Consider the following 15,757-nt stretch of genomic DNA (forward strand, 5'->3'; position numbering starts at 1 on the left):
GCGTTCAGGCGAACCGCCCGTCGGCCGTGAACTGTCCCGAATCCATCACGGTCGTTGGGGCCATAAATTCTATCCGAATAACCTTATATGCCATAAGAACACCCTTATTCTTTCAGGAGTACGCTAATAAGCCGTAGCGCTCAGGGTGTAGTATGACCAAGCCACACAGAGACACCCGCAGGGTCGGCCTCGCGGATCCGACCGACGAGCGCTCGAACTGCGGCGTCGGCGTCGTCATGGACCTCGACGGCGGCGCGTCCCACGGCGTACTCGCCGACGGGATAGAACTACTCGTAAACCTCGAACACCGCGGCACCACCGGTGCAGAGGAGAACACCGGCGACGGCGCGGGCGTCATGATTCAACGGCCCGACGCCTTCTTCGCCGACGAACTCGACTGCGACCTCCCCGATCTATGGGCGGTGGGGTCCATCTTCTTCCCGCGAGACGACGACCAGCGCGAACGGACCGCCGCCGTCGTCGAGGACGCACTCGCCGACCACGACCTCGAGGTCTTCCAGTGGCGCGACGTTCCGACCGACAACTCGGACCTCGGCGCGACGGCGTTGGAGTCGGAGCCGGACGTCTGGCAACTGTTCGTCAGTCCGTCCGACGAGTCGGTCGACGCCGAGGCGTTCGACCGCGCGCTGTACGTCGGCCGCCGCGCCGCCGAGAACGCCGTCGACGACTCGGGTATCGAGGGCAGCGGCCGATTCTACGCCTGCTCGCTCTCGCGGCGGACGCTCGTCTACAAGGGGCTCTTGAAAGCCGAGCAGCTGCCGACGTACTACCCGGACCTCCGCGACGAGCGGATGACGTCGGCGCTGGCGCTGGTCCACGCCCGCTTCTCGACGAACACGCTCGGCGCGTGGCATCTCGCGCACCCGTACCGCAACGTCGTCCACAACGGCGAGATAAACACCATCCGCGGCAACGTCAACTGGATGCGCGCCCGCGAGACGGAGCTCGATCACCCCGAGTTCGGGACCGATATCGAGACGATCAAACCCGTCACGCACGCCGACCAGAGCGACACCGCCAGCGTCGACAACGTCGTCGAACTGCTGTTGCAGGGCGGCCGCGACCTGCCGCACGTCCTTCGGATGCTGATTCCGGAGGCGTACCGCAACGACCCCGCGATGGACGAGGCTCGACGCGACTGGTACGATTTCCACGCCAGCCTCGTCGAACCGTGGGACGGGCCGGCGCTCGTCGCCGCCACCGACGGCGACAGGGTCGCCGCGGTGCTCGACCGCAACGGCCTCCGCCCGTGCCGCTACGACGTGACGACCGATAACCGCCTCGTGATGGCGAGCGAGGTTGGCGCGCTCGACCACGACCCGAGCGAAATCGAATCTCGGGGGCGGCTCCAACCCGGTCAGCTGTTCGTGGCCGACCCCGCGGAGGGCCGCGTCATCCCCGACGGGGAGGTGTTCGACTCGCTCGTCGACGAACGGTACGGCGAGTGGGTGCGCGACGAACAGCACCACCTCTCTGAGTTCGCCGACCCCGAGGCGTTCGGCACCCGCGGTCAGCTGGAGTCACTGCGCGCCCAGCAGGCGGCGTTCGGGTACACGCAGGACCAACTGAACCACCTCATCGAACCGATGGCCAGACAGGGGAAAGACCCCGTCGGCTCGATGGGCGACGACACGCCGCTGTCGGTTCTTTCCGACTTCAACCGGCCGCTTTTCACCTACTTCAAACAGCTGTTCGCGCAGGTGTCGAACCCGCCCATCGACTACATCCGCGAGAAACTGGTGACGAGCCTCGAATCCCGTCTCGGTAACCAGCGGAACATGCTCGCTGAGTCGCCCGAGCACGCCCGCCAACTCGTGCTCGACTCGCCGGTCGTCACCGACGAGCAGACGGCAGGAATCAAGAGTTTGGACGGCAGCGACGGGCTGCGCAGCGAGACGCTCGACATGACGTACGCCCGCGACGGCGAAGAACTCGAAGCGGCCGTCGAGCGCCTCCGCGAGAACGCCCGCGAAGCCATCGAGGGCGGCGCGGACATCGTCGTCCTCTCGGACCGCTCGGCCGGCCCCGACCGGGTACCGATTCCGAGTCTGCTGGCGACTGGGGCGGTCCACCACAGCCTCGTCAGAAACGGCCTGCGGAACCGCGCCGGGTTGGTCGTCGAGTCCGGCGACCCGCGCGAGGTCCACCACATCGCGACGCTCGTCGGCTACGGCGCGGGCGCGGTCAACCCGTACCTCGCCTACCAGACCATCGAGGACATCGTCGCCGGCCCCGACGGCGCGGACCCCGAGGCGGCCATCGCGGCGTACGTGAAGGCGCTCGAAGACGGTCTGCTGAAGACGATGGCGAAGATGGGCATCTCGACGGTCGAGAGCTACCGCGGCGCACAGATCTTCGAGGCGGTCGGCCTCTCCTCGGAGTTCGTCCGCGAGTACTTCGAGGGCACCGAAATTCGCACCGAGGGCATCGGCATGCCCCAGATAGAGGCGGACCTGCTCACGCGTCACACCGTCGCCTACGGCGAGGACCCGAAACTCGAAGTCCAGGGCGAGTACGAGAACCGCTCGTCGGGTATCCACCACCAGTGGAACCCGAAGACGGTCGGCGCGCTCCAGCGGGCGGTCCGCTCCGGAAGCTACGAGACGTACCAGGAGTTCGCCGAACTCGTCAACGACCAGAGCGAGGAGTTGCAGACGCTCCGCGGGCTGTTGGAGTTCGACTCCGACCGCGACTCCGTCCCCATCGAAGACGTCGAACCCGTCGAAGAGATCGTAACGCGGTTCTCGACGGCGGCGATGAGCCTCGGGTCGCTCTCGCCGGAAGCTCACGAGAACAACTCCATCGCGATGAACCGCATCGGCGGCAAGTCGAACTCCGGCGAGGGCGGCGAACCGCCCGAACGCTTCGGCACCGAGAAGGAGTGCAACGTCAAGCAGGTGGCGTCGGGTCGCTTCGGCGTCACGAGCCACTACCTCTCGTCGGCCGACGAGCTGCAGATCAAGATGGCGCAGGGGTCGAAGCCCGGCGAGGGCGGCCACCTCCCCGGCAAGAAGGTCAACGAGATGATCGCGCACGTCCGCTACTCGACGCCGGGCGTCGGCCTCATCTCGCCGCCGCCGCTGCACGACATCTACTCCATCGAGGACCTCAAACAGCTCATCCACGACCTGAAGGTCGCAAACGAGGACGCCGACATCAACGTGAAACTCGTCTCCGAGGCGGGCATCGGCACCATCGCGGCGGGCGTCGCAAAGGCCAACGCCGACGTCGTCCACATCTCCGGCGACTCCGGCGGCACCGGCGCGTCGCCGAAGACGAGCATCAAGAACGCGGGACTGCCGTGGGAACTCGGTCTCGCGGAGGCGAACCAGATGCTCTGTGCGACGGGGCTGCGCGACCGCATCCGCGTCTCGACCGACGGCGGCATGAAGACGGGCCGCGACGTCGCCATCGCCGCGCTGCTGGGCGCGGAGGAGTACATCTTCGGGACGGCGTCGCTGGTCACCGCGGGCTGTGTGATGGCGCGGCAGTGCCACGAGAACACCTGCCCGGTCGGCGTCGCCACCCAGAACGAGAACCTCCGCAACCGGTTCCCGGGCCAACCCGACCACGTCATCAACTACATGACGTTCATCGCCGAGGAACTGCGCGAGATCATGGCCGAGCTCGGCTTCGAGACGGTCGACGAGATGGTCGGTCGCCCGCAGTACCTCCGCCAGCGCGAGACCGAACACGAGAAGGCCAAGCATCTGGACCTCTCGGCGGTACTCGCGCAGCCGGCGGGCGAACAGCGCCGGAAGACCCGGGCGCAGTCGCACTCGGACCTCGACACGCAACTGGACCGCCAACTCATTGAGGAGGCCGAACCCGCCCTCGAAGACGGCGAACCCGTCCAACTCCGCCACGAGATATCGAACGTCGACCGCGCGGTCGGCGCGATGCTCTCGGACCGAATCTCGAGGCGGTACGGCGGGAAGGGTCTCTCCGACGACACCATCACCTGTGAGTTCGACGGCGTCGCCGGCCAGAGCTTCGGCGCGTTCCTCGCCTCCGGCGTGACGATGCGCCTCACCGGCGCGGCGAACGACTACGTCGGCAAGGGGCTCTCCGGCGGCAAGGTCGTCGTCGAGACGCCCGCAGAGGCCAACTACGCGCCGGACGAGAACGTCCTCATCGGCAACGTCGCGCTGTACGGCGCGACGCAGGGCGATATGTACGTCAACGGCGTCGCGGGCGAGCGCTTCGCCGTCCGCAACTCGGGCGTGAAAGCCGTCGTCGAGGGCGTCGGCGACCACGGCTGCGAGTACATGACTGGCGGCGTCGTCGCCGTCCTCGGGGAGACGGGCCGCAACTTCGCCGCGGGGATGTCCGGCGGCGTCGCCTACGTCTACGACCCCGACGACGAACTCGCCGGGAAGGCGAACACCGAGATGGCGTCGCTCTCTGGAGCGCTCGAAGACGCCGACGAAGCGATGCTGCGCCGCCTCGTGGAGAACCACGCCGCCTACGCCGACAGCGAGCGTGCGAAAGCGCTGCTCGAGGAGTGGCCCAACGAGGTCCGTAACTTCGTGAAGGTGATGCCGGACGCGTACGCGAAAGTAATCGCCGAGGAGGGTCGCGCCGACGTCCGCGAGGAACTGCCGGTGCCCGCTGGCTCTGTCGAAGACGCCCGCATCGACCGCGAAGTCGCACAGAGCGACGACTGAGTCGGAGACCCGTCGACGTTTCGGCGACTCCACGTCCTTCGTTCGACCACACGGTCGCCGGTTGCCGGCCGGTTCTTGATTATCGTCTTCCCACCCAGAGTGACAGTCGGTGGTGTAGTTCTCCGAGCACCGAATCAATGAATTGAGTTTCTCACACGAGAGAGCGACTGTAGGGCACGAACGTGCCGTTTCTCTGAATTGGATTTATACTATGTCGTACTGTCAAAAACCACAGCGATGGAAAAAAACGACAGTTCTGCCGGTCCGGCCGGATGCACAGTTGGACGCCGCGACGCGCTCAAAACCCTCGGAGTCGTTTCGGGACTCTCATTGAGTGCGGTCCCGATGTTCGGTAGTTCGACGGCCGCGGCCCGGCGACAGCAGCAGCAGCAACAGCAGATCGTCGTCGAGGACTTCGAGTACGACAACCAGCGACTGACCAATCGGTATCAGTTCGCCGGCGGACGACCCGGGATCTCGATCGCACAGAACGTCTCGCGCTCCGGCGAACAGTCGTTGCGGGTCGACGGCGTCGACGGCCAACTGTTCGCACCGTCGCTGCCGGAGCGTCCGACCGCTGGAGACGCCTTCTCGTACTGGGTGCGCGCGTCTGGTGGTGCGGACACAGTCAACTTCGGCTACGCGGTCACCGACCCGAACAACATGTACTACGTGAAGTTGCAGTTCCCCTCCAGCAGTATGTTTCTCTACCGGGAGGTCGGCGGGACCAAGGAACTCCTCGGCGTCTCGAACTCGGGATTCTCGCTCGGACAGAACCGCTGGTATCGAGTCGTCGTCCAGTGGAGCCAGTCGGGGTCGCACACGGTGCGACTGTTCGGCGCGAACGGCAACCAACTCACGCAGTTCTCCGGAAACGACTCGCAGTACGACGGCGGCGGTATCGGCTTCTTCGCGTATCTCGCATCCGGCGGAACCGCCTTCTACGACGGGGTGACGAAGCTCTCGTCGGCGGGAGGCGGGCAGAACGGTTCGGGAGGACAGAGCGGTTCAGGTGGGTGAAGTGGTTCGGGCGGGCAGTACGGCTCCGGTGGGTCGACCACGTCGGATGGTTCGACCGCGTCCGGCGGTTCGAACGTCTCTGGGAACTCGAACAACTCCGCCGTGGAGAGTCGATAACGACTCGACAACCGACCGCGGGAAACGACTGTTAAGTCGGCGACCGTAGGGTACCGTATGACCTCGCAACCAAGTGACGACCTCGCCGACAGCATCGTCTATCTCGCGCGGACCGCACTCGGCGATGCGCTCCGCAGCGTCATCTACTTCACACCCGACGACTTCGAGGTGTTGTACCTCCGCGCCGGGCTCTACGCGGACGACCCTTCGCGCGTCCGCTCGGTGAAGGGACCGCTCGTCGAGAACGAGCGCCTCGGCTTCTCCTCGCAGGAGAGGTACCGCGACCCGTTCGGCGGCGAGTCGGCCGAACCCGACATCGGCGAGTACGAGTACACCATCCGCGTCTTCTCGAAGGGTTTTCTCTGTCGCGTGCTCGTCGACGGCCACGGAGTCATCATCACGACCGACGAGCTGGACATCGCGGAGTTCGAGGCGCAGGCGGTGAGTCTCCGGTCGCTGCTCGCGACCGAGGATCGAACTTAACGCTACCGGGGGCGTGTAGCGACGACGCCCGGTCGAGTCGTGATTCCCACCGTGGCGTCCACCTCACGAACCATGCCGGACGTCGGCGACGACGCGCCCGACTTCGAGCTGCAGGCCAGTTCCGCTTGACGTACGCTTTTCGCACTCCTCCGCGAGCAGAACATATGAAAACCGCTCTCTGTATCGGCGGGACCCGCTTCATCGGCCGCCACACGGTCGAAGAGCTCCTGACACACGACTACGACGTGACGACGTTCACCCGCGGTACACACGAGGACCCTTTCGCCGACCGCGCGGGCGTCTCGCACATCCCCGGCGACCGGACCGACCGCGAGGCGCTGGCGTCGGCGGCCGCCGAGGTCGACCCCGACGTCGTCGTCGACTTCTGCGCGTACCGTCCTCGGGAGGTGGAGACCGCAACAGAGGTGTTCGCAGACTCCCGGTACGTCTACGTCTCCAGCGGGAGCGCCTACGCCCGAGCGGACGTGCCGATGCGCGAGGACGAGACGCCGATTCACGACTGTTCGCCCGAACAGGCCGACGACGACTCCGCCGAGAGCTACGGTCCCAGAAAGGCCGAAGGCGACAGAGCGGTCGCCGTGGCGGCCACCGAAAGTCGAAGAGTTTCGAGGTCTCGAAGCGCATCCGGCGTTTCGGCGACGGCGGAGGGCGTCGAGGCGATGTCGGTCCGGCCGATGCTCGTCTACGGACCGCACGACTACACCGAGCGCTTCGCCTACTGGGTCGGCCGCGTCGCCGAGTACGACCGCGTGCTCGTCCCCGGAGACGGCGGGAGTCTCCTCCACCGGTCGTACGTCGAGGATGTCGCCAGCGCCCTCAGAGTCGTCGCCGAGGAAGGCAACCCCGGAGAGGCGTACAACGTGGCCGACCGGAACGCCTTCTCGCTGGCCGAGTCGCTCGAACTCGTCGCCGACGCGCTCGACACCGAGGTCGAAATCGTCGGTGCGAGCGACCGCGAGTTGGCCGAGGGCGGGATAGAGCCGGCGGAGTTCCCGTTGTACGCGCCGCGTCCGATGCTGGTGTCGACCGAGAAACTCAGCGCACTGGGTTGGGAGTCGACGCCGAAAACCGAGGCCGTCGCGGCCACGGCGATCGCGCACGTCGAAAACGGGCGCAACGGGACGGAGAACGGCCCCGCGAGAGAGGCTGAACGTCGAGTGCTGGACACGTTGGACGCCTGATTAGGCCGACCGACGCGACTCTTGATACTGCTCGCGGGAGACGGTGTACCGGTGGAGGTCTCTCACCTCGTCGCCCTTCGGAATCCAGTTGCGGAGGACGCCGTCGTACTGGCCGCCGTGGGCGTCGACGTAGCGCTCGATGGCTCGCTTCGACTTCTCGTTGCCGTCTTGGTGCGCCGCGCCGACGAGGTCGAGGTCCAACCGCTCGAACGCCAGTTCGAACAGCGCCGCCGCGCGCTCGCCGGAGTAGCCGCGGCCCCAGAACGGTTCGCGGAGCCAGATACCGAGTTCCGCAGAGCGGCGCTTCCAGCCGAGATGGAGGTTCGTGACGCCCGCGAAGTCGTCGTCGCCGTCGGCATCTCTCGAATAGACGACGTAGGTCGCTTGCTCTCTCTCGTCCCACTGTTCTTCGATGTCGACCAGATAATCGTGGGTCTCCTTGAGCGTCCGGTGGGGGTTCCACATCGTGTACCGGGTCAGTTCGCTCACGGCCGGAGCGTCGCGGCCCACGTGTCGATAGAGTTCTCTCGCGGGAAGGTTCTCACGGCAGCATCGAAGGAGCGTGAGACGGTCGGTCTCGATTTCGGTCGGGAACATACGGTTCGGTTGGGTGCCTGATAGATGAGCGTTGTCGTGGCGTGTGAACGGCTTGCGCTCGGAATCGAATCTCGGCCAATCGGACCGGCACTCGTACACTTTTCATCCCGCCGCACTGACCGAGAACCGACATGACCGACTCAGCACTCGTCGTCGGCGGGACGCGCTTCATCGGACGTCACGTCGTCGACGACCTTCTGGAGAACGGCTACGAGGTCACGATCTTCAACCGCGGCAACCACGAGAACCCCTTCGCCGACGACGACCGCGTCAGTCGCGTCGAGGGCGACCGAACGAACCGAGACGACCTCGAACGCGCCCGCGACGAAGCGGAGCCGAATATCGTCGTCGACTGCGTCGCGTACAAACCCGCCGAGGTCGAGGAGGCGGTCGACGTGTTCGCCGACGTCGACGGCTACGTCTACATCTCAAGCGGGAGCGCCTACGGCAACGAGGAGATTCCCAAGCGCGAGGGCGTCACCGAACTCTGCGACTGCACACCCGAGCAGGCCGACGACGACTCCGCCGAGAGCTACGGGCCGCGGAAGGCCGAGGGCGACCGCATCGTCTCCGAGGCCGCCGAGCGCGGCGTCAACGCCACCTCCGTCCGGCCGTGCATCGTCTACGGACCGCACGACTACACCGAGCGCCTCGACTACTGGCTCGACCGCGTCGACAACTACGACCGCGTCATCGTGCCGGGCGACGGCACGAACATCTGGCACCGCGCCTACGTCGAGGACGTGGCGAGCGCGCTCCGCATCGTCGCCGAGTCGGGCGAACCGGGCGAGGCGTACAACGTCGGCGACCAGCGTCTCGTCACGCTCGAAGAGATGGTCGAAGTCATCGCCGACGCCGCGGACACGGATGTAGAAATCGTCCACGCGGGCGAGCGCGAACTCGCCGCTGCGGAGCTCGAACCGACGGACTTCGTCCTCTACCGGTCGTATCCGCACGTCCTCGACACGAACAAGCTCGCGTCGCTGGGGTGGGAGTCGACGCCCGTCGAGGAGGCGATGCGCCGGACCGTGAAGGAACACCGCGAGAGCGACCGCGACGGCTCCGAACACGACCCCGGCCGGGAGGCCGAGGAACGGGTGCTCGGCGTGCTGGATACGATATAAAAACGAACCGTTCGAGCCGCGTCGTCTCGTTTTCGGCCCGACTCAGAGCCCGAACCGCTCGTGGTTCATCTCGGGCACTTCCTCTTCGAGCCACTCGCGGAACCACTTGACGCGCTTCAGGCGGCGGTGGGCGACGCTCTCTGCGGTGTCGCTCTCGATGCGTCGGGAGGCGTCGACGCCGCGCTGGAGGACGCGTTCGACCATCTCGGCGGCGTCCATGTGCGTGCGGGCTTCGTAGCCCATCCGGAGCAGCATGAGCGCCGTGCCGTTCGCGCCGACCTTGTCGAGGATGTCGGCCTCGATGAGACACTGCGTCTCGAGCGACACGTCCGAGAGCGGTCCCTGATACGAGTGGTCCTCGATGGCCTGGCAGACTTCGTCGACGAACGACTGCGGGAAGTCGCCGTGCGAGGAGAGGTACTCGCGGGCGACGCGCGCGCCCTCTTCGGCGTGGACGTCCTGGTCGGCGTCGAGTTTTGCGATGTCGTGAAACAGCGACGCGACGGCGACGACGTCCACGTCGGCGCTCTCGCGTTCGGCGATGTGGGTCGCGAGCGCGACGACGTTGAGGATGTGGTTGAACCGGTACTCGGCGCTGTGCCAGGGGTACCACCGCATCCGTCCGCCGTCGTCCTCGTTCTCCACGCTGGCGGCGAGATAGTCGTAGACGAACCGCTTCATCTCCTCGAACTGTTCTTCTGTAACCTCCGTTTCTTTTATCTCGACCCCCACGGAGTCCACCTCCGATGGGAAGGGCTTTCGGTCATAGTTGCTCGAAGAGAGGTTCGTTTCGCTCTTAGGCGTTACGACAGGGGCGACGACTCGGAAAATTCGGTGACAGTGGCTGTCTCCGCCGGTGTTTCGCTCCCGATGCCGCGGGTGTGAACACGTCGCAAAGCGAAGCAGTAAGTGGGTTCGGCGGTTCCTCACGCGTATGTCCGAGCTACTCTACCTCGACGACTCCGGCGCCCGCGAGTTCGAGGCGACGGTCGAACGCGTCCTCGACGACCGAGTCGTCCTCGACCGAACCGCGTTCTACCCGACCGGCGGCGGCCAACCGAACGACACCGGGACGCTCGCCGTCGGTGGCGGCGAGGCGGGCGACGAAGCGCAGACGTGGACCGTCACCGACGTCTCGAAGAAGGATACGGTGTACCACACGCTGTCGGAGGAACCGCCCCAAGCGGGGACGACAGTGACGGGCCGACTCGACTGGGAGCGTCGGCACTCGCACATGAAGTACCACACCGCCCAGCATCTCCTCTCGGCGCTGCTACTCGACGAATACGACGCCGAGACGACCGGCAACCAACTGTACGCCGATCGCGCGTATCTCGACTGCGCGTACGAGCGGTTCGACGAGGACGACCTCGCCGACATCGAGGCGCGGATGAACGACCTCGTCGACGACGCGATGCCCGTCCGGTGGTACGTGATGGACCGCGAGGAGGCCGAGGCGTCGCTCGACCCCGAACGGACTCGCCTCAGCCTCCTGCCCGACTCCATCACCGAGATTCGGCTGGTCGAAATCGGTCCCGAGGACGACCCCTACGACCGAACCGCCTGCGCGGGAACCCACGTCGAGAACACCGACGAACTCGGCACCGTCGAGGTCACGGGGCGGGAGACGAAAGGCGGCGAGAAAGAGCGCGTGAAGTTCCGTCTGGTCTAATCGACCGTTTCGGCCGCCTCGGCCGCCGTCGGGATGCAGAGCCACGCCCCGGGCCGTACCCGAATCCGATAGCCGAGCGACCGAAGCAACGACGCGATTTCGTCGGTCCGGTCCTCGCCGCCTTCGGTGTGCGGTTCGAAGTAGACGGTGGGACGTGCCGACCGGAGTGTCTCGCGCGCGCCCCGAAGCACCTCCAGTCCGTAGCCCTCGACGTCGACTTTGAGGTGGTCCGGCGCCGGCAGCTCGCCACTGGCGATGTCGTCGAGGGCGACGACGCGAACGTCGATCTCGTCGCGGACGCTGGCCTCCCACGCTCCGGCGTTTCTGGCGTCGAACGACCCGAGCTCGTCGTACGTGGAGCGGTGGAACCGGCGCGTTTCGGTCTCCTCGCCGACACCCTCCTCGCGGACGGCGACTCTGTCTCCGAACCCGTTTCGGTCGACGTTCGTCCGGAGCTGCGCGGCTACGTCGGGGTTCGGTTCGAAGGCGACGACCCGCGCTGTGGGTTCGACGGCGGCGACGGCCAGCGAGTAGACGCCGGTGTTCGCGCCCACGTCGTAGACGACATCGCCGGGTTCGCAGGCGCGGAGGAGCCGTCCGAGCAACACGTCGTCGACGTGTTTGTCGCTGAGTTCGTAGCTGCGAAAGCTCGCCGGCCCGGCGTGCTTTCGGGACGCGTACAGTTCGTGGCGGTGATTGAACCCGGAGACGGCGTAGTACGCCGAGAAGAGCGCGTACCGGAGGCCGTAGAACGGATGGCGGAGAACGTACCGAACGTCGCTTCTCATACTGTCTCTGTCTTTCGGTCGACACTTTGGCGTTCCGGCGTGTCGCACGTCGGTACTTCCGCACGGACGGGACGGTCGCAGTCTGCGTATTATCCACCGAACCGCGCGGTTCCGATATCAGGGCCAACGCTTTAGGAACTTCTCTCAGATATTTGACATACCGCCGGTGCAGTGTGCCGACAAGCCGCTGCGGACCGACGACCGGTGGTCGAGACCGAACGCGACGACGCCCGACCAAACGGATCACAGACTCAAACACCATGTCACAGAAACAGAACACTTCCGACACGGGGCAGAGTGACTCGACGCGTCGAACCGTCCTCAAAGCCAGCGCGCTCTCAGCGGGCGGACTCGCGCTGGGACTCGGGGGGACGAACACCGCCGCCGCCCAGCAGGGCGGCGGTCAGCAACAGCAGTACGACGCGCGGATGTTCGTCCAGGACTACCGCCCGGGGGCGCGGCTACAGATCGTCTCCAATCCGATCAACTACACCCCGCAGAATCTCGGGTTCACTCCCTTCAACGACTACAACACCCGGATAGGGATGTACCGGAATACGAACGAGCGTGTGCTCGTCTTCACGCCGCAGAACGCGCAGATTCAGTCGGGGCAGAGCTTCACGCTCCAGCCGGACTTTTCGCTCTTTCAGGACAACGACTAGGGTGTGATCTCGGTTACGCTCGCTTCGACCGGCGGTGGCGGTCAGGGCGGTAATCAAAGCGGAGGCGGCGGCAGCTAAGATAACAGCGTAACGCAGGAATCGGAGAACCCTGCGTCAACCACCGTCGAAGAATCGAGTTCTTTCTCGGACGTGCCGTGTAGTCCCGGCGGATTCGACCCGCGGTCGCTCACTCCGTTCGCTCTCTGCTTCGAATCCGCGTAGTCACTATCACTGCTCGCTGACGCTCCCAGAAAGTAGTCCCGGGCGGATTCTGCTCGTAAAGGTAATAATCCTCTTCTGAGAACAACTGAGCAATCGTGCCGAACCTCAACGATCTCAACAATGATAAAAGTAGGTTAGAAAGCCGCATCGAAGACCTACAAGAGCTCCCCCGAGAGGACCGGCAGCTCTTGCAGTACTGGCTAACGAACTTTCGCGACTCGAACGCCGACTCAACCACACTCGGCCATCTCGGGCACTTACTCACCCTCCAAGAAGAGCTCGAAGTACCACTCTCAGAAGCAACAAAGTTCGACTGGACCGACGCCGTCTCCACTCTCGCCAACGACCGCAACTGGACGAACGGCACAAAGCGGAACTACCAAAAATCAATCCGATCGTTTCTCGACGAAGTTGAGGAGGATGTAGCGGCGAACAAAGATGAGATCTCGCTAGCGAAGGACGACTCAGGGGGTAAGATCGACGAAGACGACATCCTCAGCCCGAAGAAGTCCGTATCCTGATTGACGAAGCCAGCAACCGCCTCAGGGATCAATCCATGTTTGCTGTCCTAATCGATTTAGGTCTCCGAATCGCTGCTCTGTGTTCTCTCAGGGTCAAGGACTTCGAATTCGAGGATGGCGCGAGCGTTGGGGAAATCACATTGAACGACGAAGCCCTCGGTCAGAAAGGAAGCGGTGGTCGTACACATGTCGCGACCATCAGCAGTGGGTACATCCGATCGTATCTCCGATCGGAGCATCCACGCCCAGAGGAGCCTGAGGCTCCCCTTTTTCACAAAATCGGGAGACACTATCGAGAAGATGACCCGAGCGACGACGGGTCCATCAGCCCCGCAGCGTTTCGCCGACGGATGCGTCGGTTAGCGACAAATACCGACATCGATTTTGAGAAACTGCATCCGCACAACATGAAACACTCAGCAGTAACAATCTGGGCACTTCGCGGGATGTCCGACCGGGAAATCGAGTATCGAGCGGGTTGGGCACGCGAGTCTGGGCAGCTCAAACGCTATGAGCACCTTACCGGGGACAATGTCAACAGTCAAATCATCGACACGCTCGGTATTGAACATGAAAACGACGACGCCCGTACTGTCGCACCAATCAAATCTTGTCCAAACTGTAACGTCTCGATTGATTCGAGTATGCGATTCTGTCCGCAGTGTGGTCAAAAAATCGACTTGGAGATGCGCCCAGAATGGTTCGTGCAGTATATTGAGGAGTACGGGGAGGACGATGACCTCGCCACGACTCTGCTCAACAGTCCGTCCCAGATTGTTTCAACGCCCGAAGATCTGCCTGAGTCACATCGAAGCCGTCACCAGGATAAAATCGAACAAGTTGTGGGGTACTCGCTATTCGGATCGGCGAGTCCAACCGACACCGACACCGCACCTCTGACCCTCCCATACGCTGACAACGAGACTGAAGAAACGACGGTTTGGGTTCCATTCGGTGTCCTCGAAGAACACGGTGACTCCCTACGCGTAAAACGCACCAGCGACGGATTACTCTCGCTGCTCGATAACGATGACAATGTTGTCGAGACAGTCGATCCGCTTGGGATTGATGACACGTAACCTCGAAAGCAGGCTCTCACAACTCTAAAACAGGGGTATTTGCGTTCGTGAGTCTATCTCTACACCCCATGTGAGACTGGACGGAGAAGTCTATTCTGAATTCAACATAATTTGAACAACCATATTTTGGAAAAGCCACTCTCGATGTCCGAAATTAGGGTATACACGTCTCGTACCCCCAATTCACCAGCTAGTAGCGGCGAGTATTTCCGTTACTTCTTCGAAGACACGGTACTGGTAGATGTTCGAAGTCAATCGAACAGACATGCTCGCAGACCACTGGTACTCTGAACTCAGTATGCACTGTGTATGCAGCACGCGCGGCCCAAACTGCTCAACTTCCGTCAGGATCAGCGTGACCGACTTAGAGGTTATATTCCGCACTGTATTATCCAATTCATCACCTGCTGAAAAACTCATCTCCGATATCAAGGTTATATCTCACGGGGATTTTCCGAGCTGAGAGACGACAAAATCGTTGGTCTGGGAGGGTTGTTCAAGAGCCTCGCTAACAGAGAGGATCACGTCAGCCTCTGCTGACAGTCCCGAGATACGGACTTGCTCATTGGTGCGGTCGTATTCGACGTGTGTAGCATCCTCAAGTTTCGGAAGGTGAGAGTGTTCTAGCGAGAGAATTACCTTTTGTAGCTCATCGTCGGGGATAGTGTCACACGACCCGTTCTCTTCCCACTCATAGATTTTCTCTGCGAGTTCGTCGATTGATACCGGGCTTTCCGCGCCCTTCAGGTAGTACAATGCAAACCGTCGTCGTTCCGTGCTGAATAGCGAAAAGACCTCGTCTAGTAATTCCATACCACCCCCAAGTCAGTACCTGGAATATGAATTGCTCTCACTCAATTCATTAATCGTAGCGCGTGTAGACTCACTCGCTACGGCGAGTATCTGTGCCGTATATCCATCTTCCCGAGGTCGAGCAATCGTGGCAACTCAGGGTATGTGTGTTTCCTACCCTTGACTATGCGAGATTCGCGCCTTCTATTCAGCACAGCCGCTGAAACCTTCCCAATCTATGTCAAATGTTGTATGCTGAATAGAGAGGGTATATTTCTCTTGTACTATACTATTATAGGTACTATGGACGACGACCAGCCAGAGGATCAGTCTCAAAAGTCACAACAGAGTTTACGAGTGGAGACAATGACGACTCAGTTCAATCCATCTCTCCGATTCGATAGCCAACTCTTGGGGCTAATTATTGCATTGGTTTTGATATTTCTGGCCGTATCGACGCATACGTGGGGTGACTACAGTATCATTATAACGGGTAGTATTCTCGCCCTTGCCCTACTCGTCGTATTTATTTCGTTTCCGTACAGGATATTCCGAGAAGAGCGCTAAGCGACCGTTTTACACTGAGTGTCGAGACAAACGTAACGATGTGACCGATACGCGCGCTGTATTCAGCAGGCGGTGAGCGAACACCTCAATTGCTGTCAGTAACGGAGTGCGAGATACAGAGGTTCTATTCGGCAACTCGGCGAAGAACATACATATGATTATATTTTATTGCTGAGGAGAGTAGGTGTGCAACACCTTCGACCCTCTCGGCGAAACGTGGCGA

At 62.8% G+C, this 15,757-nt stretch carries 13 protein-coding genes; 9 read left to right on the top strand and 4 right to left on the bottom strand.

Annotated elements, in window-relative coordinates; all coding sequences use genetic code 11:
• Positions 1-152: 152 nt before the first annotated feature.
• From gltB to LAQ73_RS02860, 4 genes are all read left to right on the top strand, one after another.
• Entirely contained in the window at positions 153-4,688 is a 4,536-nt protein-coding gene (gltB, locus tag LAQ73_RS02845; protein WP_224269747.1) for a glutamate synthase large subunit, read from the top strand.
• A 345-nt stretch (positions 4,689-5,033) separates the two neighbouring features.
• A complete protein-coding gene (locus LAQ73_RS02850; protein ID WP_224269748.1) occupies positions 5,034-5,708 on the top strand; it encodes a hypothetical protein in 675 nt (224 codons plus the stop codon).
• Positions 5,709-5,882: 174 nt separating this feature from the next.
• Positions 5,883-6,308, top strand: a complete 426-nt coding sequence (locus LAQ73_RS02855; protein ID WP_224269749.1) for a DUF7522 family protein — start codon at positions 5,883-5,885, stop codon at positions 6,306-6,308.
• Between the two features lie 164 nt (positions 6,309-6,472).
• Positions 6,473-7,510, top strand: a complete 1,038-nt coding sequence (locus tag LAQ73_RS02860; protein ID WP_224269750.1) for an NAD-dependent epimerase/dehydratase family protein — start codon at positions 6,473-6,475, stop codon at positions 7,508-7,510.
• Here the strand turns inward: LAQ73_RS02860 and LAQ73_RS02865 are convergent, their stop codons facing one another.
• Complete coding sequence (locus tag LAQ73_RS02865; RefSeq protein ID WP_224269751.1) at positions 7,511-8,107, bottom strand: GNAT family N-acetyltransferase; 597 nt, start codon at positions 8,105-8,107, stop codon at positions 7,511-7,513.
• 131 nt (positions 8,108-8,238) lie between these two features.
• Here LAQ73_RS02865 and LAQ73_RS02870 point away from each other — a divergent pair, with 131 nt between their 5' ends.
• Positions 8,239-9,231 carry an NAD-dependent epimerase/dehydratase family protein gene (locus LAQ73_RS02870; protein ID WP_224269752.1) on the top strand — a complete coding sequence of 331 codons (993 nt, stop codon included), beginning with the start codon at positions 8,239-8,241 and terminating at the stop codon, positions 9,229-9,231.
• Positions 9,232-9,273: 42 nt separating this feature from the next.
• Here LAQ73_RS02870 and LAQ73_RS02875 read toward each other — a convergent pair whose 3' ends face one another.
• On the bottom strand, positions 9,274-9,963 hold the full coding sequence (locus LAQ73_RS02875; protein ID WP_224270705.1) for an HD domain-containing protein: 690 nt from the start codon (positions 9,961-9,963) through the stop codon (positions 9,274-9,276).
• Between the two features lie 202 nt (positions 9,964-10,165).
• On the opposite strand from LAQ73_RS02875, the gene LAQ73_RS02880 reads away from it, so the two are divergent.
• The gene (locus LAQ73_RS02880) at positions 10,166-10,903 is read left to right on the top strand and encodes an alanyl-tRNA editing protein (RefSeq protein ID WP_224269753.1); all 738 of its coding nucleotides are present in this window, start codon (positions 10,166-10,168) and stop codon (positions 10,901-10,903) included.
• On the opposite strand, the gene LAQ73_RS02885 is transcribed toward LAQ73_RS02880, so the two are convergent.
• On the bottom strand, positions 10,900-11,691 hold the full coding sequence (locus tag LAQ73_RS02885) for an FkbM family methyltransferase (protein WP_224269754.1): 792 nt from the start codon (positions 11,689-11,691) through the stop codon (positions 10,900-10,902). The two genes, LAQ73_RS02880 and LAQ73_RS02885, sit on opposite strands and share 4 nt — an antisense overlap.
• Before the next feature lie 260 nt (positions 11,692-11,951).
• Between LAQ73_RS02885 and LAQ73_RS02890 the strand changes: the two genes are divergently transcribed.
• From LAQ73_RS02890 to LAQ73_RS02900, 3 genes are all read left to right on the top strand, one after another.
• A complete protein-coding gene (locus tag LAQ73_RS02890; RefSeq protein WP_224269755.1) occupies positions 11,952-12,353 on the top strand; it encodes a hypothetical protein in 402 nt (133 codons plus the stop codon).
• Between the two features lie 317 nt (positions 12,354-12,670).
• Positions 12,671-13,096 carry a hypothetical protein gene (locus LAQ73_RS02895; RefSeq protein ID WP_224269756.1) on the top strand — a complete coding sequence of 142 codons (426 nt, stop codon included), beginning with the start codon at positions 12,671-12,673 and terminating at the stop codon, positions 13,094-13,096.
• A gap of 35 nt (positions 13,097-13,131) precedes the next feature.
• Positions 13,132-14,175: a tyrosine-type recombinase/integrase gene (locus LAQ73_RS02900; RefSeq protein ID WP_255634989.1), complete on the top strand. Its 1,044-nt coding sequence runs from the start codon at positions 13,132-13,134 to the stop codon at positions 14,173-14,175.
• A gap of 441 nt (positions 14,176-14,616) precedes the next feature.
• Here LAQ73_RS02900 and LAQ73_RS02905 read toward each other — a convergent pair whose 3' ends face one another.
• Positions 14,617-14,988, bottom strand: a complete 372-nt coding sequence (locus LAQ73_RS02905) for a DUF7344 domain-containing protein (RefSeq protein WP_224269757.1) — start codon at positions 14,986-14,988, stop codon at positions 14,617-14,619.
• Positions 14,989-15,757: the final 769 nt, after the last annotated feature.

Source organism: Haloprofundus salinisoli (assembly GCF_020097815.1).
Classification (GTDB): Archaea; Halobacteriota; Halobacteria; order Halobacteriales; family Haloferacaceae; genus Haloprofundus; species Haloprofundus salinisoli.

What these genes read in the sequence shown, in the direction of transcription:
- gltB (WP_224269747.1), top strand. Translation starts at nt 153, where the DNA reads ATGACCAAGCCACACAGAGACACCCGCAGGGTCGGCCTCGCGGATCCG.
- LAQ73_RS02850 (WP_224269748.1), top strand. Translation starts at nt 5,034, where the DNA reads ATGTTCGGTAGTTCGACGGCCGCGGCCCGGCGACAGCAGCAGCAGCAA.
- LAQ73_RS02855 (WP_224269749.1), top strand. Translation starts at nt 5,883, where the DNA reads ATGACCTCGCAACCAAGTGACGACCTCGCCGACAGCATCGTCTATCTC.
- LAQ73_RS02860 (WP_224269750.1), top strand. Translation starts at nt 6,473, where the DNA reads ATGAAAACCGCTCTCTGTATCGGCGGGACCCGCTTCATCGGCCGCCAC.
- LAQ73_RS02865 (WP_224269751.1), bottom strand. Translation starts at nt 8,107, where the DNA reads ATGTTCCCGACCGAAATCGAGACCGACCGTCTCACGCTCCTTCGATGC.
- LAQ73_RS02870 (WP_224269752.1), top strand. Translation starts at nt 8,239, where the DNA reads ATGACCGACTCAGCACTCGTCGTCGGCGGGACGCGCTTCATCGGACGT.
- LAQ73_RS02880 (WP_224269753.1), top strand. Translation starts at nt 10,166, where the DNA reads ATGTCCGAGCTACTCTACCTCGACGACTCCGGCGCCCGCGAGTTCGAG.
- LAQ73_RS02885 (WP_224269754.1), bottom strand. Translation starts at nt 11,691, where the DNA reads ATGAGAAGCGACGTTCGGTACGTTCTCCGCCATCCGTTCTACGGCCTC.
- LAQ73_RS02890 (WP_224269755.1), top strand. Translation starts at nt 11,952, where the DNA reads ATGTCACAGAAACAGAACACTTCCGACACGGGGCAGAGTGACTCGACG.
- LAQ73_RS02900 (WP_255634989.1), top strand. Translation starts at nt 13,132, where the DNA reads ATGTTTGCTGTCCTAATCGATTTAGGTCTCCGAATCGCTGCTCTGTGT.
- LAQ73_RS02905 (WP_224269757.1), bottom strand. Translation starts at nt 14,988, where the DNA reads ATGGAATTACTAGACGAGGTCTTTTCGCTATTCAGCACGGAACGACGA.